The organism is Klebsiella sp. JB_Kp004 (assembly GCF_040065795.1).
Lineage (GTDB): Bacteria > Pseudomonadota > Gammaproteobacteria > Enterobacterales > Enterobacteriaceae > Klebsiella > Klebsiella quasipneumoniae.
On sequence record NZ_JBEAKW010000048.1, the window covers coordinates 1 to 25217 of the forward strand.

At 59.4% G+C, this 25217-nt stretch carries 22 protein-coding genes and 1 pseudogene; 14 read left to right on the top strand and 9 right to left on the bottom strand.

The window, feature by feature from the left end; genetic code table 11:
* Window positions 1-342, top strand: a 342-nt coding sequence (locus ABLX76_RS22115; protein WP_348875299.1) for a hypothetical protein, incomplete at its 5' end; no start/stop codon positions are given.
* 41 nt (window positions 343-383) lie between these two features.
* Here ABLX76_RS22115 and ABLX76_RS22120 read toward each other — a convergent pair.
* Both ABLX76_RS22120 and yieE read right to left on the bottom strand, forming a co-directional pair.
* Window positions 384-1853 (bottom strand): amino acid permease, encoded by a 1470-nt coding sequence (locus ABLX76_RS22120; protein WP_023290447.1) that lies wholly within the window; start codon window positions 1851-1853, stop codon window positions 384-386.
* A gap of 179 nt (window positions 1854-2032) precedes the next feature.
* Complete coding sequence (gene yieE, locus ABLX76_RS22125) at window positions 2033-2899, bottom strand: DNA-binding transcriptional regulator YeiE (protein ID WP_004201638.1); 867 nt, start codon at window positions 2897-2899, stop codon at window positions 2033-2035.
* Between the two features lie 265 nt (window positions 2900-3164).
* Between yieE and ABLX76_RS22130 the strand changes: the two genes are divergently transcribed.
* Together ABLX76_RS22130 and nfo are read left to right on the top strand one after the other, a co-directional pair.
* Entirely contained in the window at window positions 3165-4214 is a 1050-nt protein-coding gene (locus ABLX76_RS22130; protein WP_044524219.1) for a YeiH family protein, read from the top strand.
* 71 nt (window positions 4215-4285) lie between these two features.
* Entirely contained in the window at window positions 4286-5140 is an 855-nt protein-coding gene (nfo, locus tag ABLX76_RS22135) for a deoxyribonuclease IV (RefSeq protein ID WP_023290450.1), read from the top strand.
* Window positions 5141-5193: 53 nt separating this feature from the next.
* Here the strand turns inward: nfo and fruA are convergent, their stop codons facing one another.
* The 3 genes from fruA to fruB are packed head-to-tail and all read right to left on the bottom strand — an operon-like array spanning window position 5194 to window position 8974.
* Window positions 5194-6888, bottom strand: coding sequence for a PTS fructose transporter subunit IIBC (gene fruA, locus ABLX76_RS22140; protein WP_348875301.1), 1695 nt, complete (start codon window positions 6886-6888; stop codon window positions 5194-5196).
* A gap of 16 nt (window positions 6889-6904) precedes the next feature.
* Entirely contained in the window at window positions 6905-7843 is a 939-nt protein-coding gene (gene fruK / locus ABLX76_RS22145) for a 1-phosphofructokinase (protein ID WP_348875303.1), read from the bottom strand.
* Window positions 7844-8974, bottom strand: a complete 1131-nt coding sequence (gene fruB / locus ABLX76_RS22150; RefSeq protein WP_023290452.1) for a fused PTS fructose transporter subunit IIA/HPr protein — start codon at window positions 8972-8974, stop codon at window positions 7844-7846.
* A 336-nt stretch (window positions 8975-9310) separates the two neighbouring features.
* Here fruB and setB point away from each other — a divergent pair, with 336 nt between their 5' ends.
* Window positions 9311-10492, top strand: coding sequence for a sugar efflux transporter SetB (setB, locus tag ABLX76_RS22155; protein ID WP_032453530.1), 1182 nt, complete (start codon window positions 9311-9313; stop codon window positions 10490-10492).
* 34 nt (window positions 10493-10526) lie between these two features.
* Here setB and ABLX76_RS22160 read toward each other — a convergent pair.
* Window positions 10527-10619 (bottom strand): annotated as a pseudogene (locus ABLX76_RS22160) (hypothetical protein); the annotation flags it as partial.
* Window positions 10620-10653: 34 nt separating this feature from the next.
* The gene (locus ABLX76_RS22165; protein WP_023290454.1) at window positions 10654-10908 is read right to left on the bottom strand and encodes a YkgJ family cysteine cluster protein; all 255 of its coding nucleotides are present in this window, start codon (window positions 10906-10908) and stop codon (window positions 10654-10656) included.
* Between the two features lie 147 nt (window positions 10909-11055).
* On the opposite strand from ABLX76_RS22165, the gene yeiP reads away from it, so the two are divergent.
* Window positions 11056-11628, top strand: coding sequence for an elongation factor P-like protein YeiP (yeiP, locus tag ABLX76_RS22170; protein WP_002912951.1), 573 nt, complete (start codon window positions 11056-11058; stop codon window positions 11626-11628).
* A gap of 71 nt (window positions 11629-11699) precedes the next feature.
* On the opposite strand, the gene uxuA is transcribed toward yeiP, so the two are convergent.
* A complete protein-coding gene (gene uxuA / locus ABLX76_RS22175; RefSeq protein WP_101992854.1) occupies window positions 11700-12890 on the bottom strand; it encodes a mannonate dehydratase in 1191 nt (396 codons plus the stop codon).
* Between the two features lie 207 nt (window positions 12891-13097).
* Here uxuA and ABLX76_RS22180 point away from each other — a divergent pair, with 207 nt between their 5' ends.
* The 9 genes from ABLX76_RS22180 to yejF all read left to right on the top strand — a co-directional run bounded on the left by ABLX76_RS22180 (window position 13098) and on the right by yejF (window position 24753).
* A complete protein-coding gene (locus ABLX76_RS22180; protein ID WP_348875305.1) occupies window positions 13098-14564 on the top strand; it encodes a fructuronate reductase in 1467 nt (488 codons plus the stop codon).
* A 120-nt stretch (window positions 14565-14684) separates the two neighbouring features.
* Window positions 14685-15662, top strand: a complete 978-nt coding sequence (locus tag ABLX76_RS22185; protein ID WP_023290457.1) for a GTP-binding protein — start codon at window positions 14685-14687, stop codon at window positions 15660-15662.
* A 37-nt stretch (window positions 15663-15699) separates the two neighbouring features.
* A complete protein-coding gene (locus ABLX76_RS22190; RefSeq protein ID WP_176377347.1) occupies window positions 15700-16413 on the top strand; it encodes a phosphatase PAP2 family protein in 714 nt (237 codons plus the stop codon).
* A 426-nt stretch (window positions 16414-16839) separates the two neighbouring features.
* The gene (gene mepS / locus ABLX76_RS22195; protein WP_004201653.1) at window positions 16840-17409 is read left to right on the top strand and encodes a bifunctional murein DD-endopeptidase/murein LD-carboxypeptidase; all 570 of its coding nucleotides are present in this window, start codon (window positions 16840-16842) and stop codon (window positions 17407-17409) included.
* A gap of 187 nt (window positions 17410-17596) precedes the next feature.
* Window positions 17597-19159 carry a cyclic di-GMP phosphodiesterase gene (locus ABLX76_RS22200; RefSeq protein ID WP_080901701.1) on the top strand — a complete coding sequence of 521 codons (1563 nt, stop codon included), beginning with the start codon at window positions 17597-17599 and terminating at the stop codon, window positions 19157-19159.
* 68 nt (window positions 19160-19227) lie between these two features.
* Window positions 19228-21033, top strand: a complete 1806-nt coding sequence (locus ABLX76_RS22205; RefSeq protein WP_348875307.1) for an extracellular solute-binding protein — start codon at window positions 19228-19230, stop codon at window positions 21031-21033.
* A gap of 9 nt (window positions 21034-21042) precedes the next feature.
* A complete protein-coding gene (locus tag ABLX76_RS22210; RefSeq protein WP_348875308.1) occupies window positions 21043-22137 on the top strand; it encodes a microcin C ABC transporter permease YejB in 1095 nt (364 codons plus the stop codon).
* On the top strand, window positions 22137-23162 hold the full coding sequence (locus tag ABLX76_RS22215) for a microcin C ABC transporter permease (RefSeq protein WP_023290463.1): 1026 nt from the start codon (window positions 22137-22139) through the stop codon (window positions 23160-23162). The genes ABLX76_RS22210 and ABLX76_RS22215 overlap by 1 nt, the downstream gene beginning before the upstream one ends.
* Before the next feature lies 1 nt (window position 23163).
* Entirely contained in the window at window positions 23164-24753 is a 1590-nt protein-coding gene (yejF, locus tag ABLX76_RS22220) for a microcin C ABC transporter ATP-binding protein YejF (protein ID WP_348875310.1), read from the top strand.
* A gap of 3 nt (window positions 24754-24756) precedes the next feature.
* On the opposite strand, the gene ABLX76_RS22225 is transcribed toward yejF, so the two are convergent.
* Window positions 24757-25101: a YejG family protein gene (locus tag ABLX76_RS22225; protein WP_002912974.1), complete on the bottom strand. Its 345-nt coding sequence runs from the start codon at window positions 25099-25101 to the stop codon at window positions 24757-24759.
* Window positions 25102-25217 lie beyond the last annotated feature (116 nt).

Below are 25217 nucleotides of genomic sequence, written 5' to 3' on the forward strand. Positions count from 1 at the left end.
CATATGTCTGCCGGGTGGCGGCTTTCGCCTTACCCGGCCTACGAAAAATTGCAATATCAAACAGTTACGCAGATATATGTAGGCCCGCGCAAGCGCAGCGCCGCCGGGCAATTCCTGAAGATTGCACTTTGCCAGCACGATGAAGCCCTCTTTTCAGAGGGCTTCCGGGCGATGACAAACCTGTTTTCGTTATCGTACTCATCTGTCTGCCGGGTGGCGGCTTTCGCCTTACCCGGCCTACGAAAAGTTGAAATATCAAACAGTTACGCAAATATCTGTAGGCCCGCGCAAGCGCAGCGCCGCCGGGCAATTCCTGAAGATTGCACCTGGCCAGCACGATGAAGCCCTCTTTTCAGAGGGCTTTTATCGCACAATAGCGAAGATTAACGCTTAAAGCGGTCCGGGAAGGTCATTTCGCTGTAGCGCACGAAGCGGGTGCCTTTCGCCAGTTTGTACCCAAACCAGATGACGAGGAACAGCGGAATACCGATGTAGGTCGCCGCCACGCCGCCCCAGTCAATGGTGTCCTTGAGGAACGCTTCGTAGTTCTGTCCGAGGGTGATGATCAGGCACAGCACGAAGGCGAAGATCGGCCCCAGCGGGAAGAACCCGGAACGATACGGCAGATTATTAATATCGTTACCCTGCAGGACGAAGCCACGACGGAAACGATAGTGGCTGATGGCAATCCCCAGCCAGGCGATAAAGCCCGTCATCCCCGAGGTGTTCAGCAGCCACAGGTACACCGTCTGGTTACCGAACATCGAAGTCAGGAAGCACAGCGCCGCGATAACGGTGGTCGCATACAGGGCGTTGCGCGGTACGCCGCCACGCGACAGCTTCGAGAAAATGCGCGGCGCTTTGCCGTCGCAGGCCAGGGTATACAGCATACGCGTAGAGGCGTACATCCCCGAGTTACCCGCCGACAGAACGGCCGTCAGGATAACGGCGTTCATGATCGCCGCCGCCGACAGCAGACCGGCGTGCTGGAAGACCAGCGTGAACGGGCTGACGGAGATATCTTTAACGTCGTTGCGCAGCAGGCTCGGATCGGTATACGGAATGATCAGGCTGATAATCAGGATCGCGAAGACGTAGAACAGCAGGATACGCCAGAAGACCTGGCGCACCGCGCGCGGAATGTTCTTTTCCGGGTTCTCAGACTCACCGGCGGCAATACCGATAAGCTCGGTGCCCTGGAAGGAGAAGCCGACAATCATCGCCACGCCGATCATCGCCGAGAAGCCGCCGGCAAACGGCGCATCCGCGATCCCCCAGTTGCTCCAGCCGGCAGGCTGCGCCCCTTTGAAGATACCGACAATCATCATCACGCCGACGATGATAAAGATAATGACGGTGGCCACTTTGATCAGCGAGAACCAGTATTCCGCCTCGCCAAAGCCGCGCACCGAGATCCAGTTCAGCAGGAACATAATGCCGAGGAACAAGGCGCTCCAGATCCAGCCTGGGGTGTCAGGGAACCAGTAGCTCATCACCAGCTGCGAGGCCACGAGGTCAACGGCGATCGTTACCGCCCAGTTGTACCAGTAGTTCCAGCCCAGCGCGAAGCCGAAGCCCTCTTCAACATAATTCTGCCCGTAGGTGGCGAAGGAACCGGACACCGGCATAAACGCCGCCAGTTCGCCCAGGCTGGTCATCAGGAAATAGACCATCAGACCGATCAGAATATAAGACAGCAGCGCCCCGCCGGGACCTGCTTGCGAAATCGTTGCGCCAGAGGCAACAAAAAGACCCGTACCGATGGAACCGCCGATGGCGATCATGGTCAAGTGGCGCGCCTTTAGTTCACGACGTAGCGTGGGCGCTTCTGTGGTTTTAGTTTCCGAAACCATGTGATAATGCTATCCATCCAAAAAATGAGGCGCGATTGTAGCAGACGATCGGGGTTCCATCCGGTACAAATGCAAAGTTATAAGAGAGCTTCATGATCGACCGCAAATTATTAGTAAAGCACTAACCTGCGGAATTGCCAGCAAATTCCCCCCTTTTATCAGGCGATAAAGCCGGATCGCTACACCTGGCAATACTGCAGAAAACGTTGTAATGCTTTGGAAATATGCTTCTGCCGGTGGTGGATCCGCCACAGCGTGCGCGTCAGCCGGGGCAGCGGCACTTTCAGCTCCGCCAGCGTGCCGGAGGCCAGCTGTTCGGCAATCACCCGCCGCGATAAGCAGCTGATCCCCAGCCCATGGCGCACCGCGTGTTTGATCGCCTCCGAGTTGCCCAGCTCCATCCCCAGATGAAACGCCGGCAGATGCGACAGCAGAACGTAATCGACAATCTCCCGGGTGCCAGACCCATGCTCGCGCAGGATCCACGGCGCCTCGGCCAGCTGCTGCAGGGTCACCTCCCCCGCCAGCAGCGGCGAGTCAGGCGCGGCAAACACCACCAGCTCATCTTCCAGCCACGGCTCGGCGATAATATCGGCGGCATGGCACGGCCCCTCGATCAGCCCGAAATCCACCCGCAGGTCGGCAACGGCGTTGATCACGTCCAGGCTGTTGCCCACGCTCAGCTCAACCGGCAGATCCGGGAAGTCATGGCGATAGCGGGCAATGATCTCCGGCATAATATAGTTGCCGATGGTGCTGCTGGCGTAGACCCGAATCGCCCCGTTGTCGCCGCGAAACAGCTGCTCGATCTCCAGGGCCCGCTCCAGCAACGCCAGGGCGCGCGGATAGAGCAGCCGTCCATGCTCATTGACCACCAGCCGCTTGCCGACGCGGTCGAACAGCTGTACACCAAGCTGCCCTTCCAGATCGGTCAGCGCGGCGCTGACCGCCGATTGCGAAAGCGCCAGCATCTGTGACGCCTGAGTGGTCGACCCACTCTTATGGACTTCGGCGAACACTTCCAGCTGCCGCAGCGTAATATGCATAACCCACCCGTTTAGTAATCCAGTCTGAATAACCTTCCTTACTATGGTGACACAAATCGAGGCGGCTGACGGAATGAAAATCCCCTTACGTCACAAAATCATCGTCTTGCTGACAAGAGAAGCTCGCTTGCGCGCCTCACTCCCCAGCCCCGTTGTCGCCAGCGAAGCGGCCATTAACCACTTATTACGATTGATTATAAACATATAATCAATTTTATATTTAATCCCGCGCGGCGTAACCTTTAGGCAGACAAAGGAGAAGGTTATGACAGCACTCACTTTACCCACCAAACATCGTTCCCTGTGGCATTTTGTCCCAGGCCTGGCGCTGACTGCCGCCCTGACCGGCGCCGCCCTGTGGGCCGGTAGCTTCCCGGCCATCGCCGGGGCGGGCTTCAGCGCCCTGACCCTCGCTATCCTGTTCGGGATGGTCGTCGGTAACACGGTCTATCCGAAAATCTGGCAGCCCTGCGACGGCGGGGTGATCTTCGCCAAACAGTATCTGCTGCGCCTGGGGATCATCCTCTACGGCTTCCGCCTGACGTTCGCCCAGATTGCCGACGTCGGCGTGAGCGGTATTTTGATTGACGTTCTGACGCTCTCCAGCACCTTTTTCATTGCCTGCTTCCTGGGCCAGAAAGTGTTTGGGCTCGATAAGCACACCAGTTGGCTGATCGGCGCCGGCAGCAGCATCTGCGGCGCGGCGGCAGTGCTCGCCAGCGAGCCGGTGGTCAAAGCCGAAGCCAGTAAAGTGACCGTCGCCGTCGCCACGGTGGTGATCTTCGGTACCATCGCTATCTTCCTCTACCCGGCGATGTATCCGCTGCTGGCGCACTGGTTTACCCCGGAGACCTACGGGATCTATATGGGTTCCACCATGCATGAAGTGGCGCAGGTCGTCGCCGCCGGCCATGCGGTCAGCCCGGATGCGGAGAACGCCGCGGTTATCGCTAAAATGCTGCGCGTGATGATGCTGGCCCCGTTCCTGCTGTTCCTGGCGGCGCGTGTTAAACAGCTGACCCCGGCGGGTAACGGCGAGAAAAGCAAAATCACCATTCCGTGGTTTGCCATTATGTTCATCCTGGTGGCAGTGTTTAACTCCTTCCATCTGCTGCCGAAAGCGGTCGTGGAGATGCTGGTGACGCTGGATACCGTCCTGCTGGCGATGGCGATGGCCGCTCTTGGGGTGACCACTCACGTCAGCGCGCTGAAAAAAGCCGGGGCGAAACCGCTGCTGATGGCGCTGATGCTGTTCGTCTGGTTGATTGTCGGCGGCGGGGCCATTAACGTCGCCATCCACAGCCTGATGGCATAAAGCACTACATCTTTCTCCAGTTAAGCCGCTATCATTACCCACCCCCCAGCGGCTTTAACTGGAGTTTTTTTATGAAATACGTAGGAGCGCACGTGAGCGCCTCAGGTGGACTGGCCAATGCCGCCATTCGCGCCGCCGAAATAGAAGCAACCGCCTTCGCCCTCTTCACCAAAAATCAGCGCCAGTGGCGCGCCGCGCCGCTCAGCGACCAGACGATCGCCGAATTCAAAGCCGCCTGTGAAAAGTATCACTTTGGCCCCGGACAGATCCTGCCGCACGACAGCTACCTGATTAATCTCGGCCACCCGGTGGAAGAGGCGCTGGAAAAATCCCGTGACGCCTTCATCGATGAGATGACCCGCTGTCAGCAGCTGGGGCTGACGCTGCTCAACTTCCACCCCGGCAGCCATCTGCAGCAGATCCCGGAGGAAGAGTGTCTGGCGCGCATCGCCGAATCGATCAATATCGCGCTGGCGAAGACCGAAGGCGTCACCGCGGTTATCGAAAATACCGCCGGCCAGGGCAGCAACCTGGGCTTTAAGTTCGAGCACCTCGCGGCCATCATCGACGGCGTGGAAGATAAAACCCGCGTCGGCGTCTGCATCGATACCTGCCACGCCTTCGCCGCCGGCTATGACCTGCGCAGCGCCGAAGCCTGCGAGAAGACCTTTGCCGACTTCGACCGTATCGTCGGCTTTCAGTATCTGCGCGGCATGCATCTCAACGATGCCAAGAGCGCCTTCGGCAGCCGGGTCGACCGTCACCATAGTCTGGGGGAAGGCAACATCGGCCACGATTGCTTCAGCTGGATCATGCAGGACAACCGCTTCGACGGCATTCCGCTGATTCTGGAAACCATCAACCCGGATATCTGGGCGGAAGAGATTGCCTGGCTGCGGGCGCAGCAGATCGCTGAAGTGGCGTAAATAGAGACATAAAAAAAGGGCCGAACAGTCGGCCCTTTTTTATTGCGGAGAGATTATGCCGCTTTTTCGACTTCCGCTACCTGCGCTTCCGGGCGTTTCAGCACCGCGTAGGAGAGGCCCGCCACCAGCGTCCCGGCAACAATCGCCAGCAGGTAACCCAGCACTGGCGTAATCGCCCCCGGGATCAGCAGAACAAACAGCCCGCCGTGCGGCGCCATCAGTTTCGCGCCAATCGCCATCGAGATAGCGCCGGTTACCGCGCCGCCGACGATACAGCAAGGCAGCACGCGCATCGGGTCACGGGCGGCAAAAGGAATCGCCCCTTCAGAGATAAAGCACAGGCCGAGAACCAGCGCGGCTTTACCCCCTTCCCGCTGCCCTTTGTCGAACTTATTGCGGGCAACCAGCGTCGCGACACCCATCGCCAGCGGAGGCACCATACCGGCCGCCATGATCGCCGCCATCGGCGCGTAGGTCTGGGTACTCAGCAGGCCAACGCCGAAGGCATAGGCCGCTTTGTTCACCGGGCCGCCCATGTCGGTACACATCATCGCGCCGAGGATCGCGCCCAGCAGAACCGCGTTGGCGGTGCCCATGGTTTGCAGCCAGTGGGTCAGCCAGGCGAGGATACCGGCGACCGGTTTACCAATCAGGTAGATCATCGCCAGGCCCACGATCAGGCTGGAGACCAGCGGAATGATCAGGATCGGCTTCAGCGCTTCCATACTCTGCGGCAGTTTCAGCTTAGTGCTGATGGCTTTCGCCACGTAACCGGCAAGGAAACCGGCAATGATCCCGCCGATAAAGCCGGAGCCGCCGCTGACCGCCAGCATACCGCCGATAAGACCCGGGGTCAGACCCGGACGGTCGGCAATGGAGAAGGCGATAAAGCCCGCCAGCACCGGCACCATCAGCGCGAAGGCCGAGCCGCCGCCGATTTGCATCAGCGCCGCCGCGAGGGTGTCTTTCACTTCAAACGCTTTGATCCCGAAGGCAAAGGAGAGCGCGATACACAGGCCGCCCGCCACCACCATCGGCAGCATGTAGGAGACGCCGGTCAGCAGGTGGCGGTAGGCGCCCGCCGACTCTTTTTTACCTTCGCCAGCAGCCTGAGGTTTACCGGAAGGCTGGTACGGTTTGGCTTCAGCCACCGCTTTGTCCAGCTCCTGGGCGGTTTTCTTCAGCGCCAGACCGGTGGTGGTGCGATACATCGGCTTGCCGGCGAATTTCGCCAGGTCGACTTCGATATCGGCGGCGACGATCACCAGATCCGCCTCGGCCACCTCTTCCGGGGTGATAGCATTGCCCGCGCCGACGGAGCCGCGGGTTTCCACTTTCACCCACCAGCCGCGTTTTTTCGCTTCGGTTTCAATGGCTTCAGCCGCCATAAAGGTATGGGCAACGCCGGTCGGACAGGCGGTGACCGCGACAATACGTTTCGGTCCGCCGGTGGCCGCCGGGACTGCCGCGACGGCAGGCGCCGCGTACGGCGTCGCGTGGCCTTTGGCTTCGCTGAGGAACAGCTCCGGGTGCGCCACGGCGCGATTAATATCGCCGAGGTAGACCTGTTTGCCGTTCAGCGCGCTGTCAGTGGGCAGCGCCGACCCGAGAACAATCACCAGTTCGGCGTCGTTCGGATTATCAATCAGTTCAAGGTGCGCTTTTGGCGCTGCGGCACCCAGCAGGGTTTTCGCCATATAGGCGCGCGCCTGTCCGAGTCCGGCATCAATAATCAGCAGCGTTTTCATTATGCCTCTCCTGCTGTCAATTAAAGGGTTGTAAGTCGACGCGCGCCATCATCGCGGCCAACTGGGTACGGTCGGTGATCCCGACGTTGCTCTGGCTGACGGCCAGGGCAGCGACGGCGGTCGCCAGGCGCAGGGTATGCTCGCTGGATTCACGCATCAGCAGGCCGTAAATCAGGCCGCCGACCATCGAATCGCCGGCGCCAACGGTGCTGACCACTTCGACTGAAGGCGGTTTGGCAATCCACTCGCCGGAGGCGTTCACCCACAGCGCGCCCTCTTCGCCCAGGGAAATCACCACGTGGGCGATCCCCTGCTCGCGCAGCGCATGGGCGGCGTCGATAACGTCTTTCATCTCCGGCAGCTTACGGCCAGCCCAGATCTCCAGCTCGCGACGGTTCGGTTTCACCAGCCACGGCGCCGCTTTCAGTCCGGCAACCAGCGCTTCGCGGCTGCTGTCGAAAATGATGCACGGGCACTGGCTGCGCAGACGGGTCATCCAGTCGGTAAAGGCTTCCGGGCTGACGCCGGACGGCAGGCTGCCGCTGACGCAGACCATATCGAACTGCCCCAGCCAGCTCAGGGAGTCGTTGACGAAGCGTTCCCAGTCGCCTGTGGTCACTTCAAAGCCGGAGAAGTTGAAATCGGTCACTTCGCCATCTTTTTCCGTCAGCTTAACGTTGATGCGGGTCCGCCCCTGCACCACCTGGAAACGGTTGGCGATCCCCAGCTCGCTGAACAGCTGCTGAAAGCCATCCTGGTTGTCTTTCCCCAGGAAGCCGCCGACGGTGACGTCAATGCCAAGATCTTTCAGCACTTTCGCCACGTTGATGCCTTTCCCGGCGGCGTGCAGGCCGGTGGTACGCACCAGGTTCACTTCACCGCGCTCGATCTCCGGGGTGAAGCCCACCAGATCGTACGCCGGGTTTAAAGTAATGGTTGCTACACGTCTGCTCATTTATGCGCCCTCCCCAAGGCCTGCGGCGATCGCTTCGCCAATCGCATCCAGCGCTTGTTGCGCATCCTCACCCTGCGCGGTAAAGCGCAGACGGTGACCTTTTTTCACACCCAGCGCCACGACCTTCATCAGGCTGCGGCCGTTGGCCGGCTTGCCGGAACCGTCGAGGTTAGTGACGGTGACGTCGCTGGAAAATTGTTTAATGGTGTTGACCAGCATGGTGCCCGGACGGGCGTGCAGGCCGTGCTCATTGCGCACCACGAATTCGGCGCTCAGCACATCTTCGGCAATCGCGTCGTCGCTGGTCAGCAGCGCCAGCACGGTGGCGGCGTCGGCTTTCAGCAGATGGTCAGCTTTCTTGTCCAGCAGCAGCTTGCTCAGGCGGTTCAGCACCGCGGTTGGCTGATCGTCGGTCATCGCCACCGTGACCAGCAGGGAAACTGGCTGGTCGTCGCGGGTGAAGGCGGTGGCGGCGCGGCTGACCGCCACGGCGCTGCGCAGATTGCCTTCGGCGCTGTCGTTCAGCCAGATACCCTGACCGAGGTTCAGCGGCGTATCGTTAATGACGTGGCTAACGAAGGCGGAATCCACAGCACCTGCTTCTTTCAGACGCGCGGCGTTCAGCGCCTGCAGGGTCAGCAGATCGCTGGCCGCGACGTCGAGACTCAGGGTCTCGTTGTCCAGCTTCAGCGCTTCGCTCTGTTTCTCCCCCATCAGCAGCGCACGCAGCTCTTCCGCGGTGGTGGCGGACTGCAGCTGGGCGGCGACCGCGTCATCGCTCAGTACATGGGTCAGCTGACGCAGCAGGCCGAGGTGTTCATCTGAGCTGGCGGCAATCCCGATCGCCACATAGGCGGTCTGCCCTTCGCCCCAGGTGACGCCCTGCGGGAACTGAAACACCTGAACGCCGGTCTTCAGCACCTGGTCACGCGTATCCGTCGTGCCGTGCGGGATCGCGATCCCGTTGCCGAGGAAGGTGGAGGTCTGCTGCTCGCGCGCCAGCATGCCGTTCACGTAGCCATCGGCCACGTTGCCGGCGCTGACCAGCGCGGCGGCGACCTGCCGGATGGCCTCTTCTTTATTACCGGCCTGCTGGCCGGGATGAATATCCTGCACAGATAACTGGAACATGGTTCTCCTCTCCTGCTGAATTGAATCGTTTCAGCTAACTTGAGAAAAAAGGCGCCATCTGACGGTGAACGATATGCCGAATGACGCTGAAACGTTTCAAGAATTCTGTACCTTTCTTGCTCAACGCGCAAGGTACGTCAGCGACTTGATTGCAGAACTTAGAGGTACTGCACACTTTTGCTGAAGCCCTGGCGCCTGGCCGCGGTAACCGTCAGCTTTTTGCTGAACCCTCTATTTTGAAACGCCTTTTTAATTATTCGTGCCATACTACTGTTTATTTTCAGCCAGCAGGCGTAAACTCCGCGCCGTCTCCTGAAACTACAGAAAACCAAACACATGGAAAACCGAAGCGCCGCCCTCCCCCGACGCGGGTTCGATGTCACCTCTTCCGCCTTCCTGATCGTCGCCTTTCTGACGGGCATTGCCGGGGCGTTGCAGACGCCGACCCTGAGCCTGTTTCTAACCAATGAAGTGCATGTCCGCCCGGCGATGGTGGGTTTCTTTTTTACCGGCAGCGCCGTCATCGGCATTCTGGTCAGCCAGTTCCTCGCCGGACGTTCTGACCGTCAGGGCGATCGCAAGCAGCTGATTGTCGTCTGCTGCCTGCTGGGGGTGCTGGCCTGCGTGCTGTTTGCCTGGAACCGGAACTATTTCATTTTGCTGTTCATCGGCGTATTCCTTAGCAGCTTTGGTTCGACCGCCAACCCGCAGATGTTCGCCCTCGCGCGCGAGCATGCCGACAAAACCGGCCGCGAAGCGGTGATGTTCAGCTCCATTTTGCGCGCCCAGGTCTCGCTGGCATGGGTGATTGGTCCCCCGCTGGCCTATGCCCTGGCGATGGGGTTTGGCTTTACCGCGATGTACCTCAGCGCCGCGGCGGCGTTTATCGTCTGCGGGATCATGGTCTGGCTGTTCTTGCCCAGCATGCGCAAAGCGAAGGCGGTGGCGACTGGCCGGCTGGAAGCCCCGCGCACGCACCGCCGCGATGCGCTGCTGCTGTTCAGCATCTGCACGCTGATGTGGGGCACCAACAGCCTGTACATCATTAATATGCCGCTGTTTATCATTAACGAGCTGCATCTGCCGGAGAAGCTGGCCGGCCTGATGATGGGGACCGCCGCCGGGCTGGAAATTCCCACCATGCTGATTGCCGGTTACTACGCCCGGCGCTTCGGTAAACGCTTTCTGATGCGCCTTTCCGCGGTGGCTGGGGTGCTGTTTTATGTGGGCATGCTGACGGTGCATACGCCGGCGCTGCTGCTGGCGATGCAGGTGCTGAACGCCATCTATATCGGGATCCTCGCCGGGATTGGCATGCTTTATTTCCAGGATTTGATGCCCGGGCAGGCGGGCGCGGCCACCACCCTCTACACCAATACCACCCGCGTCGGCTGGATCATCGCCGGCTCACTGGCGGGCGTGGTGGCAGAGATCTGGAGCTATCATGCGGTGTTCTGGATAGCGCTGGTTATGGGGATCGCCACGCAGGCCTGCCTGTGGCGGATCAGGGACGTATAGATAAGGTTGCCCGGCCGGAGCCGGGCAGTGCGGATTAGTGATCCAGATAGAGATAATGCAGCCAGCTGGTCATGCGCAGCAGCACCTTGCGCATAATCGACACATGGGCAAAATAATCGGTATACACATATCAAAAACCTGTCTCATTTGCTGCTTTAAGCTCAAGGCGCGGTGGCCAGCTCAAGCTCCAGCAGCCAGGTGATGGCGTCATCACGATGAGTGAAGCACATCTCCGGCGAGGGCTGCAGGCTGGCGCACACCTTCGGACGCAGTGGGGAGCCGAAAATCAGGCACAGATTGTGCTCGGAGAGCTGAATACAGCGGGTATTGGCCGGCTTGCCCTGCGGCATGCCGGGGATCGGCGAGGATATAGAGGGGGCGATGCAACATGCGCCACAATCAGTACGACATTCCACAACCCAGCTCCCAAACGCTCATTTTGCGCCACAGCCTAAACGTTTTGCCAGAAGATAGCAAAACTCGCGAATTCCACTTGCCTGAACGCCCGGGCGCGAGTAGTTTTACGCGATATTTTTGACTCGTTAAGTGACAGGATTACTGCAATGCCAAGAGCGAATGAAATTAAAAAAGGTATGGTGCTGAATTACAACGGCAAGCTGCTGATTGTGAAAAATATCGATATTCAGTCACCCAGCGCCCGCGGTGCTGCGACACTGTATAAAATGCGCTTCTCCGATGTGCGTACCGGCCTGAAAGTAGAAGAGCGCTTCAAAGGCGACGATATCGTCGATACCGTGACCCTGACCCGCCGTTTCGTTGACTTCTCCTATGTCGATGGCAACGAATACGTGTTCATGGATAAAGAAGACTATACCCCTTACACCTTCACGAAAGAGCAGATCGAAGAAGAGCTGCAGTTTATTCCGGAAGGCGGCATGCCGGATATGCAGGTGTTGACTTGGGACGGCCAGCTGCTGGCGCTTGAGCTGCCGCAGACCGTGGACCTGGAAATTATCGAAACCGCGCCGGGTATTAAAGGGGCATCCGCCAGCTCCCGCACCAAGCCCGCCACCATGAGCACCGGCCTGGTGATTCAGGTGCCGGAATACCTGACCACCGGTGAGAAAATCCGCATTCATATCGAAGAGTGCCGCTATATGGGCCGCGCGGATTAATTTTCCGTGACGAGTTGACCAGAAAAAAGGACAGCCGCTGGCTGTCCTTTTTGTTATCCCCGTTGCCGCGATTACAGCAGTTCAGGGTATTTGGTCATCTTCAGCGCCAGCTCCACGCCGCGCACTTCCGCCATCCCCTTGAGACGGCCAATCGCCGAATAGCCTGGGTTGGTTTTCTTGCGCAGATCGTCCAGCATCTGATGACCATGATCCGGACGGAACGGGATCGGGCGCAGATCGCCGGCCTGTTTACGCCGCTGCTCTTCACGCAGAATCGCATCCACCACCGCCACCATATTGACGTCGCCGCTAAGGTGCGCCGCCTCGTGGAAGGTTTTCGGGTTCGCCTCGCGGCAGGTGGCGCGCAGATGGGTAAAGTGGATGCGATCGCCAAAGGTCTCCACCATCTTCACCAGATCGTTATCGGCGCGGACGCCATAGGATCCAGTGCACATGGTAAAGCCGTTATTGATGCTGTCCACTGTCTCTTTCAGCCACTGCATATCTTCGATGGTCGACACGATACGCGGCAGGCCCAGGATCGGCCGCGGCGGATCGTCCGGATGCACTGCCAGTCGGATCCCCACCTCTTCGCACACCGGTACGATGGCCCGCAGGAAATAGGCCATATTTTCGCGCAGCTGCGCTTTATCGATGTGGTCATATTCCGCCAGGCGCGCGCGGAACTGGTCGAGGGTGTAGCCCTCTTCCGCCCCCGGCAGGCCGGCGATGATATTGCGGGTCAGTTTCTCAATGTCCGCTTCGCTCATCGCCTTGTAATACGCCTCGGCCTGGCGCTGCTCTTCTTCGCTGTAATCCGCTTCCGCCCCCGGGCGTTTGAGGATATGCAGCTCAAAGGCGGCGAAGGCGATCTGATCGAAACGCAGCGCCCGGGAGCCGTCCGGCAGCTCATATTCCAGATCGGTGCGCGTCCAGTCGAGGATCGGCATAAAGTTGTAGCATACGGTATCGATGCCGCAGGCCGCGAGGTTGCGGATGCTCTGCTGATAGTTGGCAATCCAGGTCGTATACTGCCCGCTGTGGGTTTTAATATCCTCGTGCACCGGAATGCTTTCGACCACCGACCAGGTCAGCCCTTTCGCCGCTAACAGCGCCTGACGCTCTTTAATCTCGTCGACCGGCCAGACCTGACCGTTTGCAATATGGTGCAGCGCAGTGACGACCCCGGTCGCCCCCGCCTGTCGTACATCATCAAGCGATACCGGATCGTTCGGCCCATACCACCGCCAGGTTTGCTCCATCGCTATGCCCTCACAAAAGTTGTTATACCAATAATGGCGACAATCATGACGACTACCATACATGTTTCTCGTCAGGCTGCAAACAGAGCCGGCGCATTGATTGATCCAGCTCACAGTCAGCGGATAATTTCGGCTTACCAATTTAATTTCCTGTCATATAACTTTAGACTGGCAATGTTAATAAGCAGTTAAACAGGTGTGTAAAGAATGACAACAATTGCAACCGCTACGCTACCGGAAAACGTGCAACGTCCTCAGTACGATCGCAGCCAGCTCCGCTCGCGTATTGTCCATTTCGGCTTTGGCGCGTTTCATCGCGCGCACCAGGCGCTGCTGACCGATCGCGTGCTGAATAACATCGGCGGCGACTGGGGGATCTGCGAAATCAGTCTGTTCAGCGGCGATACGCTGATGAGCCAGCTTCGCGAACAGGACCACCTGTTTACCGTACTGGAAAAAGGCGCCGACGGTAATCAGCCCATTGTTATCGGCGCGGTGCACGAATGCCTGAACGCCAGGCTCGATTCGCTGGCGGCGATTATCGAGAAATTTTGCGAGCCGCAGGTAGCGATTGTCTCGCTGACCATCACGGAAAAAGGCTATTGCATCGATCCGGCGACCGGCAAGCTGGATCCGACGCATCCGCGTATCGTTCACGATCTGGAAAATCCGACGCTGCCGCAGTCGGCTCCCGGTATTTTAGTTGAAGCGCTGGCGCGCCGCCGGGAACGGGGCCTGCCGCCCTTTACCGTGCTCTCCTGCGATAACATTCCCGACAACGGCCACGTGGTGAAAAATGCCGTCCTCGGCATGGCGGAAAAACGCAGTCCGGCGCTGGCGAGCTGGATCGCCGACAACGTCAGCTTCCCGGGCACCATGGTGGATCGCATTGTTCCCGCCGCCACCGCGGAGTCGCTGGCGGAAATCGCCGCCGTGCTGGGGGTGGAAGATCCCTGCGCCATCAGCTGCGAACCCTTCATTCAGTGGGTGGTCGAAGACCACTTTGTCGCCGGGCGCCCCGCCTGGGAGACGGCGGGCGTGCAGATGACCGACGACGTGCTGCCCTGGGAGCAGATGAAGCTGCGGATGCTCAACGGCAGCCACTCTTTCCTCGCCTGGCTTGGCTATCTGGCAGGTCATGCGCACGTCAGCGACTGCATGCAGGATGAGGTCTTCCGCCGCGCCGCCCGCCAGCTGATGCTTGACGAACAGGCCCCGACGCTGACCATTACCGGCGTCGATCTGGCGGCCTATGCCGACAGCCTGATCGCGCGCTTCAGCAACCCGGCGCTCAAACACCGTACCTGGCAAATCGCCATGGACGGCAGCCAGAAGCTGCCCCAGCGTATGCTCGACGGTATTCGCGTGCATCTTGAGCGCGGCAGCCGCTGGCCGCTGCTGGCCCTCGGCGTAGCCGGCTGGATGCGCTACGTCAGCGGTACGGACGATGCCGGTCAGGCCATCGACGTCCGCGATCCGCTGGTGGACAAGATCCAGCAGCGGGTGGCGCAGGGCGATGAGCAGCAGCGCGTTGACGCCCTGCTGGGTCTGGAGGAAATATTTGGCCGCGACCTGCCGCGCAACGCGCAGTTTGTCGCCGGGATCCGCGCCGCCTGGCAGCAGCTGGCGATGCACGGCGCCCGCGAGGCGGTTGCCCGCGCGCTCAATTCTTAACAATATTTGCGCTTATGCGGACAGAATTTCCTTCTGTCCGCCTCAGGACTTCTCTTTTCCCTCTTTTTTCGTCAGGATAGACGTAACTGTTACAACATTACATTTATCCTGGAGAAAAGAGTGACCAGAACCAATTTGATCACCGGCTTTCTCGGCAGCGGTAAGACGACCTCGATTCTTCATCTGCTGGCGCAGAAGCCTGCGGATGAAAAATGGGCCGTACTGGTTAACGAGTTTGGCGAAGTCGGGATAGACGGCGCCCTGCTGGCCGACAGCGGCGCCCTGCTCAAGGAGATCCCCGGCGGCTGCATGTGCTGTGTCAATGGCCTGCCGATGCAGGTCGGGCTGAATACCCTGCTGCGCCAGGGGAAACCCGATCGTCTGTTGATTGAGCCCACCGGACTTGGCCATCCAAAGCAGATCCTCGATATCCTCACCGCGGCGGTGTATGAACCCTGGATCGATCTGCGCGCGACCCTGTGCATTCTCGATCCGCGTCAGCTACTGGACGAGAAAGCGGTCAACAACGACAACTTTCGCGACCAGCTGGCAGCGGCGGATATCATCGTGGCCAATAAAAGCGATCGGGAAACGCCCGAAAGCGCTCAGGCGTTTGTCGACTGGTGGCAACGCTGGGGCGGCGATCGCCGCCAGGTGTCGGCGACCCAGGGTAATATCGACCTGGCCCTGCTTGATGAACCGCGGCGCAACACTGCCCCGCTGCCGGCGAGCGCGGAGCACGCCCACCGCCATCCCCCCACAGCCGGTCTCGCCGCCCTTAGTCTGGCGGAACACCAGCGCTGGCGCCGCCACCTTAACAGCGGCCAGGGCTATCAGGCCTGCGGCTGGATCTTCGACGCGGAAACGGTCTTTGACACCATCGCCCTGCTGGAGTGGGCCCGGCTGGCGCCGGTGGCGCGGGTCAAAGGTGTGCTGCGCATTGCCGAAGGGGCGGTGCGGATCAACCGCCAGGGCGAGGATCTGCATATCGAGACCCTTAGCGTCGCCCCGCCCGATAGCCGCATCGAGCTTATCTCCGCCCATGAAGCCGACTGGAACGCGCTCCAGACCTCATTGTTGAGGCTTCGTTTAAGTTAAGGCGGCTAAGGTTGCCGCCGACTGTCACAAAATCGCAATGGCTATGATGAAAAACCGAATTCCTTTAATCCTGCTGCTTAACATCGCGGGTGTGGCGCTATTTTGCTCCTGGTATCTGCCAGCCAACCACGGCGCGTGGGCGCCGGTAGACGCCGCGATCTTCCATTTCTTTAACCATGGCGTCAGCGTCAGCCGCGCTTACGCCTGGCTGCTGGCGATCATCAACAATCGCGCCTTCGACGCCTGCTCGCTGCTGGCGATGGGTTGCCTGATGCTCAGCTACTGGCTCAAGGCGCCGGCGGCAGGCCGTCGTCAGATCGCTATTATGGGCGTGGTAATGCTGCTGGCGGCGGTGATCATCAACCAGCTGGCGCAGCACCTGATGCCGGTTCAGCGCGCCAGTCCGTCGCTGTTTTTCAGCGATGTCACCCGCGTCAGCGACGTCGTTAACTTCCCCACTAAGGATGCTTCCAAGGACAGCTTCCCCGGCGATCATGGGATGATGCTGCTGATCTTCGCGAGCTTTATGTGGCGCTATTTTGGCCGCCGCGCGCTGGCCGTGGCGCTGGTGATATTTGTGGCCTTTGCTTTCCCGCGGGTGATGATTGGCGCCCACTGGTTCAGCGATATTGCCGTCGGCTCTCTGACCGCCGTGCTGATTGGCGCGCCCTGGGTATTGATGACGCCGCTGAGCGATAAACTGATCGCCTTTTTCGATCGCTACTTACCCGGCGGAATATCGGCCAAATAAAGCCGCGGGCAGCCGCCAGGGGCATTATCTATAAGGGGACCTTTTGGGTCCCTTTTTTCAATTTTCCTTTTTTTCAACATCGTGTTCATCTTCTTGTCACATTAATCCCGTGACAAATGAAGGAATTGTCTGTTTTTTGCCCGTAATTGCCGCAATTTTGGCCTTTCCCGATGATTCACTTTTTGTCACCAAAATACTTATAAGAAATCGCGCAAAACCGCTCGCCATGCGGCGTTTGATAGGGTAATCTCGTTCTCGTTTTGCCTTTTCCGCAACATTAATTCAGGCCCTGAATAAAATTGTGCGTGACTGCACAAATTTAAGCTTAAGGAATTGTCTCATTGCGGATGGGTATTTAGGCTCTAACACGTTTGGCATTTTTTATAACGACATTGTCGTTAAGGACAACAAGGGAAAATAAACAGCATGGTCAAATCTCAGCCGATTTTGAGATACATCTTGCGGGTAGCCCCCGCGATTGCAGTAGCGGTTCTGCTTTCCGCGTGTAGTTCAACAAGTACCGCCAGGAATATGCATTCTGAGACGCATGCTGTGGGTAGTGGCGATTTATCATCACTGCAAGCCTCTCAGGATGAATTTGAAACGATGGTCCGTAACCTGGACGTGAAGTCCCGTTTAATGGATCAGTATGCCAGCTGGAAAGGCGTGCGTTACCGCCTCGGCGGCAGCACTCGCAAAGGTATCGACTGCTCGGCGTTCGTGCAGCGCACCTTCCGCGAACAATTTGGTCTGGAACTGCCGCGTTCAACTTCTGAACAGCAGGAAACCGGAAAATCGATTTCCCGTACCCAGCTGCGTACTGGCGATCTGGTTCTGTTCCGCGCCGGCTCTACCGGCCGCCATGTCGGGATCTACCTCGGCAACAACCAGTTTGTTCACGCCTCTACCAGCAGCGGAGTGACCATCTCCAGCATGGATGAGCCATACTGGAAAAAGCGCTACAACGAAGCGCGTCGAGTCCTGAGCCGCTCGTAAACTGTCCTCTACCGCCGCCGGTTATCCCTTGGCTGGAAGCGGGATAAAAAACACTGCCCCGGCAGTGTTTTTTTTTGCCACCTGATTCTGAACGACGCAAAATAAGCTATGTCTTTTAAGTGGGAATGAGAAAAACGACGACTGACAACCCGTTGCTGCGCATCAATAACACGGAAAGACTATAGCTATGCTGACTCGCTACTTTTCGCCCCAGCGTAAAACCTGGCTAACCAGCCTGTGCGTGGGCATTATCGTCGCGCTACTGGCTGGCAGCATTCAGTTTATGGTGATTTACCATAACCGGGCCGAGCGTTTCGACGCCATTATCAACAATGTTAATACCTATCTGAAAAGCTATTTTCACGACCTGCGCCAGACCATTGACGGCCTGCAGCCGCTCGTGGACCAGCCCTGCGAGAATATTGACTCCGGGCTCACCTCCCACGCCGCGTTCAGCCCTAACGTCCGCGCTTTTCTGCTGGTCAAAAACGGCGTGGCCTTTTGCTCCTCGGCAACCGGCGCCATGAATACCCCCCTCACCCAGCTGATCCCGGCCATTGATATCCGCAAACCCCTTGATATGGCGATTTTGCCAGGCACGCCGATGATGCCGAAGAGCGCGGCGCTGGCACTATGGGTAGGCAAACCCGGTGATGAAAACAGCGGCATTTTCGTGTCGATTAACGCCAATCTCACGCCGTATATCCTCTATTCCGCACGGCAGAATGATTTCAGCGGTATTGCGCTGGTCATCGGCCACACCGCTATCTCCACCTTCAGTAACCGGCTGGTGGATCCGCAAACGCTGCATAATGTGCCGATCCGCGAAGTGCAGATCGACGGTTTCCCCCTCAAGGTCTACCTGTATGCCAACAGCTGGCTGGCGGAAAATACGCAGTTTGCTCTGCTGCTCGGGGTGGTGTGCGGCCTGCTGGCGGGGCTGCTCTGCTATTACGTGCTGTCGATCAAATCCGATCCGCGAAAATCCATTCTGCTGGGGATCAAAAACAACCAGTTCTACGTCGTCTATCAGCCGGTGGTGAATGCCCAGACTCTGCGTATCAGCGGCGTGGAGGTCCTGATGCGCTGGCGCCATCCGGTGGTGGGCGAAATTCCGCCTGACGTCTTTATTAACCTCGCGGAAACCCAGCAGATGATCGTGCCGCTGACCGATCACCTGCTGGCGCTGATCGCCCGCGACGCGCCGGCGCTGAAGCGTATTCTGCCGCACGGCGTCAAGCTGGGGCTCAATATTTCCCCAGCCCATCTTCAGGCCGACAGCTTCCGCGACGATATGCTGCGCTTCGCCGCCGCGCTGCCCGCCGGCCATTTTCACGTGGTGCTGGAGGTCACAGAGCGGGCGATGATTGACAAAGAAAAATCGGTCGCTAACTTCGCCTGGCTGCACCAGCACGGTTTTGAAATCGCGATCGATGATTTTGGCACCGGGCATAGCGCGTTGATCTATCTCGAACGCTATAACTTCGATTATCTGAAGATCGATCGCGGCTTTGTGCAGGCGATCGGCACCGAAACCGTCACCTCGCCAGTGCTGGATGCGGTGCTGACCCTCAGCCGCCGGCTGAAATTGATGACCGTTGCCGAAGGGGTGGAGACCCAGGAGCAGGCGGAGTGGCTCCGCGCTCAGGGAGTGCATTTCCTGCAGGGGTACTGGATCAGCCGGCCGCTGTCGCTGGCGGCGCTAGTGGCCGCGCACGATGAACCCGCGAATTATTTCACAACGCGTTAAGTCTCACTTATGATGCAGGAACAGAAGTCGGCCACGGGGGCCGGCTATGACAGGGTATTTTGCCGCCTATGTATGCGCGACTTTTTCTGCTTCTGCTTGCTCTGTTTAGCCTGAGCGCTAAAGCGCAATCCATTCAGGAAAACGTCGCCTTCGCGATTATCGGCGAACCCAAATACGCCGCCGGTTTCAGCCATTTTGATTATGTTAATCCACAGGCGCCGAAAGGCGGCACCCTCACCCTGGCGGCGATCGGCACCTTTGACAACTTCAACCGCTACGCGCTGCGCGGCAATCCCGCGGTACGCACGGAGGCGCTCTACGATACCCTGTTCACCACCTCGGATGATGAGCCCGGCAGCTACTATCCGCTGATTGCCGAGCGGGCCCGCTACGCCGGGGACTATTCATGGATGGAGATCGCCCTCAACCCGCGCGCCCGTTTTCACGACGGCACGCCAATCACCGCCCGCGATGTCGCTTTTACCTTCAATAAGTTTATGACCGAAGGGGTGCCGCAGTTCCGCCTCTTTTATAAAGGCACCACCGTGAAGGCCATCGCGCCGTTGACCGTGCGTATCGACCTCGGCCAGCCCGGTAAAGAGAACATGCTGAGCCTGCTGAGCCTGCCGGTGATGCCCGAGGCGTTCTGGCGTCATCACAAACTCAGCGACCCGTTGTCAAAGCCGCCGCTGGCCAGCGGGCCCTACCGCATCAGCGCCTGGCGGATGGGACAGTATATTACCTATTCCCGGGTCGCCGATTACTGGGCGGCCGACCTGCCGGTCAACCGCGGTCGCTGGAACTTCGATACGCTGCGCTATGACTATTATCTTGACGACAACGTCGCTTTCGAAGCCTTTAAAGCCGGGGCCGTCGACCGCCGGGAAGAGACGGTCGCCAAAAACTGGGCCACCCGCTACGTCGGCCGCAACTTCAGCCGCGGCTACATCATTAAAGAGGAGTATGCCAACACCTCGGCGCAGGATACCCAGTGGCTGGCGTTCAATATTCAGCGCCCGGTATTCGCCGATCGCCGGGTGCGGGAGGCCATTACCCTGGCGTTTGATTTTGAATGGATGAACAAGGCGCTGTTTTACAGCGCGTATCAGCGCGCCAACAGCTATTTCCAGAACACCGAATATGCCGCCCGCAGCCTGCCCGACGCGGCCGAGCTGGCCCTGCTGACGCCGATGAAAAACGAACTGCCCCCCGAGCTCTTCAGCCAGGTTTACCAGCCGCCGGTCTCCCGCGGCGATGGCTTCGACCGCGCCAACTTACTCCAAGCCGACGCCCTGCTTAACGCGGCGGGCTGGACGGTGAAGAACCAGCGCCGGGTTAACGCCGCCACCGGCAAGCCGCTGCGTTTTGAATTGCTGATGCCGGCCGGAAGCAATGACCGCTGGGTGCTGCCGTTTCAGCACAACCTGCAGCGCCTGGGGATCGTCATGGATATTCGTCAGGTGGATAACTCGCAGTACAGCAACCGCCGCCGCAGCCGCGATTACGACATGATGCCGAGCCTGTGGCGCGCCATGCCCTGGCCGGGGACTGACCTGCAAATCTCCTGGGCGTCGGACTATATTCACTCCAGCTACAACGCGCCGGGGGTGCAAAGTCCGGTGGTGGATAAACTGATTGCGCAGATCCTGCAGTGGCAGGGTAATAAGCAGAAGCTGATCCCCCTTGGCCGGGCGCTGGACCGCGTCCTCACCTGGAACCACTACATGTTGCCGATGTGGTATATGGCGCAGGACCGCACCGCGTGGTGGAATAAATTCTCGTTCCCCCAAACCCGCCCCATTTATTCGTCCGGCCTTGATACCTGGTGGTATGACGCGAACAAAGCGGCCACCCTCCCCGCGGACAGACGCTAAGGACATACCATGGGCAGCTACCTGATCCGCCGTTTGCTGTTAGTGATCCCCACCCTGTGGGCCATCATTACCATTAACTTTTTTATTGTACAGATCGCTCCCGGCGGCCCGGTCGACCAGGCCATCGCCGCCATCGAATTTGGTCAGCACGGTGGAATGCCAGGCGCCGGCGACGGCGGGATGGGTGCCAGCCATGCCCGCACCGGCGCCGGCAATATCAGCGAGGGTCACTATCGCGGGGGGCGCGGCCTCGATCCGGAAGTCATCGCCGAGATCACCCACCGCTACGGCTTCGACAAACCGCTGCACGAGCGCTACCTGAAGATGCTGAGCGATTATCTGCGCTTTGATTTTGGCGACAGCCTGTTTCGCAGCGCCTCCGTGCTGCAGCTGATTAAAGACAGCCTGCCGGTCTCGGTGAGCCTCGGGCTGTGGAGCACGCTGATCATCTATCTGGTCTCCATTCCGCTGGGCATCCGCAAAGCCGTCAGCAACGGCAGCCGCTTTGACATCTGGAGCAGTACGCTGATTATCATTGGCTATGCGATCCCCGCCTTTCTGTTCGCCATCCTGCTGATCGTGATTTTCGCCGGCGGCAGCTATTTCGACCTCTTCCCGCTTCGCGGTCTGGTCTCGCCAAACTTCGACACCCTCCCGTGGTATGAAAAGATCCTCGACTATCTGTGGCACATCGCCCTGCCGGTGCTGGCGACGGTGATCGGCGGCTTTGCCGCCCTGACCATGCTGACTAAAAACAGCTTCCTGGACGAGATCCGCAAACAGTATGTGGTCACCGCCCGCGCCAAAGGCGTCGGTGAGAAACAGATCCTCTGGGGACACGTGTTCCGCAACGCCATGCTGCTGGTGATCGCCGGTTTCCCGGCCACCTTTATCAGTATGTTCTTTACCGGCTCGCTGCTGATCGAAGTGATGTTCTCCCTGAATGGTCTGGGGCTGCTGGGCTATGAAGCGACGGTCTCCCGCGACTATCCGGTGATGTTCGGCACGCTCTATATTTTCACCCTGATCGGCCTGCTGCTGAATATCGTCAGCGATATCAGCTATACGCTGGTCGACCCGCGTATTGATTTTGAGGGCCGCTAATGTCGTTCTTCAGTCCCGTTAATCAGGCCCGCTGGGCGCGCTTTCGCCACAACCGTCGCGGTTACTGGTCGCTGTGGCTGTTTTTAATCCTCTTCCTCTGCAGCCTGGGGGCTGAACTGCTGGCCAACGATCGGCCGCTGCTGGTGCAGTACCGGGGCCAGCTGTACGTCCCGGTGTTAAAAAACTATACCGAGCAGACCTTCGGCGGCGCATTCGCCACCGCCGCCGACTATCAGGATCCCTGGCTGCAGCAGCAGCTGGCCAGCCACGGCTGGGCGCTTTGGCCGCCGGTGCGCTTCGGCGCGACGACGATCAATTTTGCCAGCACGGTTCCTTTTCCATCGCCGCCCTCGGCCAGCAACTGGCTCGGCACCGACGCCAACGGCGGCGATGTGCTGGCGCGGATCCTTTATGGGACGCGCATCTCGGTACTGTTTGGTCTGCTGCTGACGCTGTTCTCCAGCGTGCTGGGGGTGCTGGCCGGTGCGATACAAGGTTATTACGGCGGTAAAATCGACCTCTGGGGGCAGCGTTTTATCGAAGTCTGGTCCGGTATGCCGACGCTGTTTCTGATCATCCTGCTCTCCAGCGTCGTGCAGCCGGGCTTCTGGTGGCTGCTGGCGATCACTGTCCTGTTTGGCTGGATGACGCTGGTGGGCGTGGTGCGCGCTGAATTTCTCCGCACCCGCAACTACGACTACATCCGGGCGGCGCAGGCGTTAGGGGTCAGCGACCGGCAGATCATCCTGCGGCATATGCTGCCCAACGCGATGGTGGCGACCCTCACCTTCCTGCCGTTTATTCTCTGCAGCTCTATTACCACCCTGACGTCGCTGGATTTTCTCGGCTTCGGCCTGCCGCTCGGCTCGCCCTCCCTCGGCGAGCTGCTCCTGCAGGGCAAAAACAACCTGCAGGCGCCCTGGCTGGGCATTGCCGCGTTTCTCTCTGTCGCCGTGCTGCTGACGCTGCTGATTTTCATCGGTGAAGCGGTGCGCGACGCCTTTGACCCCAGTAAGGCGGTGTAATATGACCCACCCGCTGTTAGCTATCGACAATCTCTCTATCGCCTTTCGCCAACAGGGGGAGACGCAGACCGTCGTGCATAATCTGTCGCTCGAGGTGGCGGCCGGCGAAACGCTGGCCCTGGTGGGGGAATCCGGCTCCGGTAAGAGCATCTCCGCCCTGTCGGTGCTGCGGCTGCTCCCTACCCCGCCGGCCAGCTACCCCAGCGGCGATATCCGTTTTCATGGCCAGTCGCTGCTGCATGCGGATGAGGCGACCCTGCGCGGCGTGCGCGGCAACCGGATCGCGATGATCTTTCAGGAGCCGATGGTGTCGCTCAATCCCCTCCATACCCTGGAAAAACAGCTCTACGAGGTGCTGTCGTTACACCGGGGAATGCGCAAAGAGGCGGCGCGCGGAGAGATCCTCAACTGCCTGGAGCGCGTCGGGATCCGTCAGGCGCCGCGGCGGCTGGCGGACTATCCGCACCAGCTCTCGGGCGGCGAGCGCCAGCGGGTGATGATCGCTATGGCGCTGCTGACTCGCCCGGAGCTGTTGATCGCCGACGAGCCGACCACCTCCCTCGATGTGTCAGTGCAGGCGCAAATTCTGCAGCTGCTGCGCGAGCTAAAGCGGGAGCTGAACATGGGGATGCTGTTTATCACCCATAACCTGAGCATCGTCCGCCAGCTGGCTGACCGGGTGGCGGTGATGCAGAACGGCCGCTGCGTGGAGCACAATCACTGTCGGGCGCTGTTTAGCGCGCCGGCCCATCCTTACACCCAACGCCTGCTGGATAGCGAACCGGACGGCGAGCCGGTGCCGATGGCCGCCGATGCCCCGGTGCTGCTGCAGGCGGAGGCGTTACAGGTGGCGTTCCCCATTCGCCGGGGGATCCTGCGTCGGGTGGTCGATCACCATCGGGTGGTCAATGATCTCCATTTCCAGCTACGGGCCGGCGAGACGCTGGGTCTGGTGGGAGAATCGGGTTCCGGCAAAAGCACGACCGGTCTGGCGCTGCTGCGCCTGATCCCCTCCGAAGGCAAGATAACCTTTGCCGGCCAGCCGATTCAGGGACGCGGTCGCCGACAGCTGCTGCCGCTGCGCCGACAGATGCAGGTGGTTTTTCAGGATCCGAACTCGTCGCTCAATCCGCGCCTGACGGCGCAGCAGATCATTGAGGAGGGCCTGCGCGTCCACCAGCCGACGCTGACGGCGGCTGAACGCGAACAGGCGGTGATCCTTGCCATGCAGGAGGTCGGCCTCGACCCGGCCAGCCGCCAGCGCTACCCGGCGGCTTTCTCCGGCGGCCAGCGCCAGCGTATCGCCATCGCCAGAGCGTTAATCGTCAAGCCGCAGCTGATCGTCCTCGACGAGCCGACTTCCTCGCTGGATAAAACCGTTCAGGCGCAGATCCTGAATCTGCTGAAAGCGTTACAGCTGAAGCATCAGCTGGCCTATATTTTTATCAGCCATGATTTAGGCGTGGTGCGCGCGCTGTGTCACCAGGTGATGGTGCTGCGGCAGGGAGTGGTGGTCGAACAGGGCGAGTGCCAGTCCGTCTTCAGCGCGCCCCGGCATGAGTATACCCGCCAGCTGCTGGCGCTAAGCTGACGGTCAGAAAGGGTTATTGCCGGAGAAGGGCTCGGCGATCGCCACGCCAAAGTTTTTCAGACGACAGGTGGCGGCAAACTCATCCTGCAGATTAACGAACAGGCAGGGCTCGCCTTCGCACTCAAGAACGGAACAGTCGACTTCAATGTCGCTTAACGCCTGGCTGAGCTTATGCATCACCGGCCAGGCTTTTTCACCGTCCGGACTCAGCAGCTTCAGGGCGACGAGACTGTTTTCGTTCTGCGCGCCGTTTTGCGGAATCGGTTCAACTCTGGAACCCGCAAAACCGGCCAGCCAGCGATAGCTCTGCGGCAGACGGTGTACGATAGAGAGTTGTTGTGTATTCACGTGGTTTCCCCGGAAGCAAAAGGCTTCACAATAAATTTACATCAATATTAACACACTGTTGACAAATAGTCCTGCTCAGACGCAGAAAACGTTTACAGCCGCGGCGGCCCAGGGTT

Excerpts from the sequence above, each read along its gene's own strand:
- yejF (WP_348875310.1), top strand. The coding sequence starts at position 23,164 with ATGACCCACCCGCTGTTAGCTATCGACAATCTCTCTATCGCCTTTCGC.
- ABLX76_RS22120 (WP_023290447.1), bottom strand. The coding sequence starts at position 1,853 with ATGGTTTCGGAAACTAAAACCACAGAAGCGCCCACGCTACGTCGTGAA.
- nfo (WP_023290450.1), top strand. The coding sequence starts at position 4,286 with ATGAAATACGTAGGAGCGCACGTGAGCGCCTCAGGTGGACTGGCCAAT.
- setB (WP_032453530.1), top strand. The coding sequence starts at position 9,311 with ATGGAAAACCGAAGCGCCGCCCTCCCCCGACGCGGGTTCGATGTCACC.
- ABLX76_RS22215 (WP_023290463.1), top strand. The coding sequence starts at position 22,137 with ATGTCGTTCTTCAGTCCCGTTAATCAGGCCCGCTGGGCGCGCTTTCGC.
- fruB (WP_023290452.1), bottom strand. The coding sequence starts at position 8,974 with ATGTTCCAGTTATCTGTGCAGGATATTCATCCCGGCCAGCAGGCCGGT.
- mepS (WP_004201653.1), top strand. The coding sequence starts at position 16,840 with ATGGTCAAATCTCAGCCGATTTTGAGATACATCTTGCGGGTAGCCCCC.
- ABLX76_RS22205 (WP_348875307.1), top strand. The coding sequence starts at position 19,228 with ATGTATGCGCGACTTTTTCTGCTTCTGCTTGCTCTGTTTAGCCTGAGC.
- yieE (WP_004201638.1), bottom strand. The coding sequence starts at position 2,899 with ATGCATATTACGCTGCGGCAGCTGGAAGTGTTCGCCGAAGTCCATAAG.
- ABLX76_RS22190 (WP_176377347.1), top strand. The coding sequence starts at position 15,700 with ATGGCTATGATGAAAAACCGAATTCCTTTAATCCTGCTGCTTAACATC.
- fruK (WP_348875303.1), bottom strand. The coding sequence starts at position 7,843 with ATGAGCAGACGTGTAGCAACCATTACTTTAAACCCGGCGTACGATCTG.
- uxuA (WP_101992854.1), bottom strand. The coding sequence starts at position 12,890 with ATGGAGCAAACCTGGCGGTGGTATGGGCCGAACGATCCGGTATCGCTT.
- ABLX76_RS22210 (WP_348875308.1), top strand. The coding sequence starts at position 21,043 with ATGGGCAGCTACCTGATCCGCCGTTTGCTGTTAGTGATCCCCACCCTG.
- fruA (WP_348875301.1), bottom strand. The coding sequence starts at position 6,888 with ATGAAAACGCTGCTGATTATTGATGCCGGACTCGGACAGGCGCGCGCC.
- yeiP (WP_002912951.1), top strand. The coding sequence starts at position 11,056 with ATGCCAAGAGCGAATGAAATTAAAAAAGGTATGGTGCTGAATTACAAC.
- ABLX76_RS22180 (WP_348875305.1), top strand. The coding sequence starts at position 13,098 with ATGACAACAATTGCAACCGCTACGCTACCGGAAAACGTGCAACGTCCT.
- ABLX76_RS22200 (WP_080901701.1), top strand. The coding sequence starts at position 17,597 with ATGCTGACTCGCTACTTTTCGCCCCAGCGTAAAACCTGGCTAACCAGC.
- ABLX76_RS22130 (WP_044524219.1), top strand. The coding sequence starts at position 3,165 with ATGACAGCACTCACTTTACCCACCAAACATCGTTCCCTGTGGCATTTT.